3 protein-coding genes are annotated in these 3,072 nt (G+C 68.6%); 2 read left to right on the plus strand and 1 reads right to left on the minus strand.

The window, feature by feature from the left end; all coding sequences use genetic code 11:
* On the plus strand, positions 1 to 881 hold an 881-nt coding region (locus tag IM632_RS09985; RefSeq protein WP_296552292.1), incomplete at its 5' end, for a 1-phosphofructokinase family hexose kinase.
* On the opposite strand, the gene IM632_RS09990 is transcribed toward IM632_RS09985, so the two are convergent.
* Positions 878 to 1,306 carry a hypothetical protein gene (locus IM632_RS09990; RefSeq protein ID WP_293517170.1) on the minus strand — a complete coding sequence of 143 codons (429 nt, stop codon included), beginning with the start codon at positions 1,304 to 1,306 and terminating at the stop codon, positions 878 to 880. The two genes, IM632_RS09985 and IM632_RS09990, sit on opposite strands and share 4 nt — an antisense overlap.
* A 228-nt stretch (positions 1,307 to 1,534) precedes the next feature.
* Between IM632_RS09990 and IM632_RS09995 the strand changes: the two genes are divergently transcribed.
* Complete coding sequence (locus IM632_RS09995) at positions 1,535 to 2,980, plus strand: MFS transporter (RefSeq protein ID WP_293528054.1); 1,446 nt, start codon at positions 1,535 to 1,537, stop codon at positions 2,978 to 2,980.
* Positions 2,981 to 3,072 lie beyond the last annotated feature (92 nt).

Consider the following 3,072-nt stretch of genomic DNA (forward strand, 5'->3'; position numbering starts at 1 on the left):
AGCCAGAGAACAAGTTGCGCTGCGATACCCCCCGGCAGGACGCTGGCGGCGGCGGGGTGAACGTCGCCCGGGTCGTGGGCCAGCTCGGCGGTCGGGCGACCTGCATCCTGCCCCTCGGCGGTTCGACCGGAGACGCCCTCCAGGCTCTTCTATCCGCCGAGGGGCTGGACGCCCGGGTGATCCCGATCGCCGAAAAGACCCGCCAGAGCTTCACCGTCTTTGACCGTTCCCGGGACGCCGAGTTTCGTTTCGTGCTGCCGGGCCCGAGGTTGCGGGAGCGGGAGATCCGGGCGCTGGAGACCGCGCTTGCGGAACTGTCGCCGCGACCGGACGTTCTGGTCGCCAGCGGCAGCCTTCCGGACGGAATGGACCCCAGGCGGCTCGCCCGTCTCGCCCGGGTCGCCCGCCGGACAGGCGTCAGGCTTGCCCTCGACGCCTCAGGCGAAGGGCTCAGGGCCGGACTGGAGGCCGGGGTCTGGCTCGTGAAACCTAACCTGCGGGAGTTGCAGGAATGCCTCGGCCGGGACCTGCCTGATCTCTCCTCCCGTTTGGCCGCCGCCCGGGAGCTGGTCGATGACGGTCGCGCCGCCTGGGTGGCCGTGAGCCTCGGGCGGGAGGGCGCCCTTCTGGTGGGGGCCGGTTTCGCCGCCCACGCCCTTGCCCTGCCGATTACCCCGGTCTCGACTGTGGGCGCCGGCGACAGTTTCCTGGCAGGTCTGGTCTGGGAACTGTCGCGGGCGCGTTCGCCGCAGGAGGCGCTGGCGACCGCCGTCGCCGCCGCCTCGGCGACCCTGATCTCTCCCGGCTCCGGCATGGCCCGCAGCGCCGATATCCGGCGGCTGAGGCCCGGCGTGCGGATCGATATCCTGGAGGGCGGTTAGCTCCGCACCAAGCCGCCCACCAGCATGCGCACCTCCCCCTCGCCCCAGGCGGGCAGGAGGAGGCGCTGGCCGCCAGGGGTTACGTGAAGGGTCGGGCGCATCAGCTCCACCGTAGCGCTGGCCTGGGCGCGGAGGAGGGCGAAGACCTCAGGCAGGTCGACGTCGTCCAGGAAGAGGCCCAGGAGCAGGTCGCGCTGCACCGCCGGGGGCGCAACCTCCAGGTCGTTGAAACGGAAGCGCTCCGGCCGACTGAAGACGTCGAGGATGAAGGTCTCCGCGCCGGAGGCCTCGATCTTCACCTCCGACAGGTCGTCCCAGAAGGGTATCTCGGCCTGGCCGCGCCTCAGACCCTCCCAGTAGGCAAGAAGCCGGGCGAGGGGAGGGGCCAGGGGGCCGTCGACGGCGAAGGGCGCGGCCTGGGTCATCACGGGTCCTTCCGGGCGATGCAGAATCCTCTCCCGTATCCTAGCCCCCGCCCGGGGAAGGGGAAAGCGCGCCGTCCGGACAGCGCGCCGTCCGGACAGTTGACCTTGGGACGTTCTGCCCGTTGGATGCGGGGGTTGCGCGAATGGGGGCCGCAGCAGGGTGATTTCGAGCGTTCCCGACGTCCTGGCCACGAACCGGGTCGCGGTCCATTCTCAGGGAGTGAGTTCATGTCCAGCGCCCAGGCCGACACCGTCGACCGGCTGCCGCTTCGCACAAAGTTCTTCTTCGGGATCGGATCCGTCGGCGACTCCATCATCCTCGCCACGGTCGGCTCCTACGCCATGCTCTACTACAACCAGATCCTCGGGTTGAACGCCGTCCTCGCCGGGCTCGCCGTCTCCGCCAGCCTGGTCTTCGACGGCTTCGCGGACCCTGTCATCGGATCGCTGTCGGACCGCACCCGCGGCCGGTTCGGCCGGCGTCATGGCTATCTCTTCCTCGCGCCGCTTCCCATCGCCCTGTCCGTCATTGCGGTCTTCAATCCGCCCCCGGGGGCCTCCGACCTGGTCCTCTTCCTCTGGTTCGCCCTCTCGGTGAGCTTCATGCGGGTCTCGATCAGCCTCTTCAATACGCCCCACCTGGCCCTGGGAGGTGAGTTGTCGAGCGATTACATCGAACGCTCGAAGGTGCTCAGCTGGAACAACTTCTTCACCTGGGCGGGTGGGGCGGGCATGAATTTCCTGGCGCTGCACTTCGTCTTCAAGGCGACGCCAGAGTATCCGCGGGGGCTCCTCAACCCCGAGCCCTATGGTCCGTTCGCCGTCGGATGCGGCCTTGCAGCGATGGCTCTGCTGCTCGCCTCCGCCTGGTTCACCCGCGACCAGATCCAACGCCTGCCAAAGGCGCCGGACAATCTGCCCCGGTTCAGCCCGCTCGAGTTCCTCAAGGATGTCGGAAAGGCCCTGGGGAACCGGAACTATCTATGGCTGCTGATCGCCTTCTTCTTTCTGTCGATGATGATCGGCGTCCGCAGCGGCCTGAATCTTTACGTGAACACCTTCTTCTGGGGTCTGGCCAGCGAACAGCTGAAGTGGTTCGTGATCGGCAGTTTCGTCGGCTACGCCACCGGGTTCCTGTTCTCGGCCAGGATGCACCGGCGCCTCGACAAGCGGCTGAACATGATCATCTGGGCGATCGTCTTCTCGATCGGGCCCGCCATTCCCATGATCCTCGGCCTGACCGGCGTGCTGACTGCCGAGACGCCGGGCCTGACGCCCATGCTCATCGCCTTCTCCGCCGTGGGGAACGCCGGCGCCAGCGTGCTCAGCATCACCGTCATGTCGGCCCTGGCGGACATCGCCGACGAGAACGAGCTTGCCCACGGCGTTCGCCAGGAAGGCGTCCTGTACTCGACCCGCAACCTCGCCGCCAAGATCGACCAGGCCCTGGGCGCCGCCCTGGCGGGGTTCGCCCTCTTTGCGATCAGCTTCCCGCCGAAGGCGACGCCGGGGCAGGTGCCCGACGAGGTTCTGTTCAACCTTGTGTTTGTGGACGGGATCCTCGCCACCATTCCGGGCCTCATCGCCGCCGTCTGTTACGCCCGCTACAACATCACCCGGGCGCGGTATGACGCCACCAAGGCGGCCCTGGCGGCGCGAAGGGCGGCGGCCTGAAGGGGGGATGCGCCTCGCGTCCCGGATCGTCGCGGGACGCCGGCGCCCGCCGGGCGCGCTCAGGTCATCGGCCTTTCCGGACTTGGCGCCGG

It is taken from the genome of Phenylobacterium sp. (assembly GCF_020402505.1).
Classification (GTDB): domain Bacteria; phylum Pseudomonadota; class Alphaproteobacteria; order Caulobacterales; family Caulobacteraceae; genus Phenylobacterium.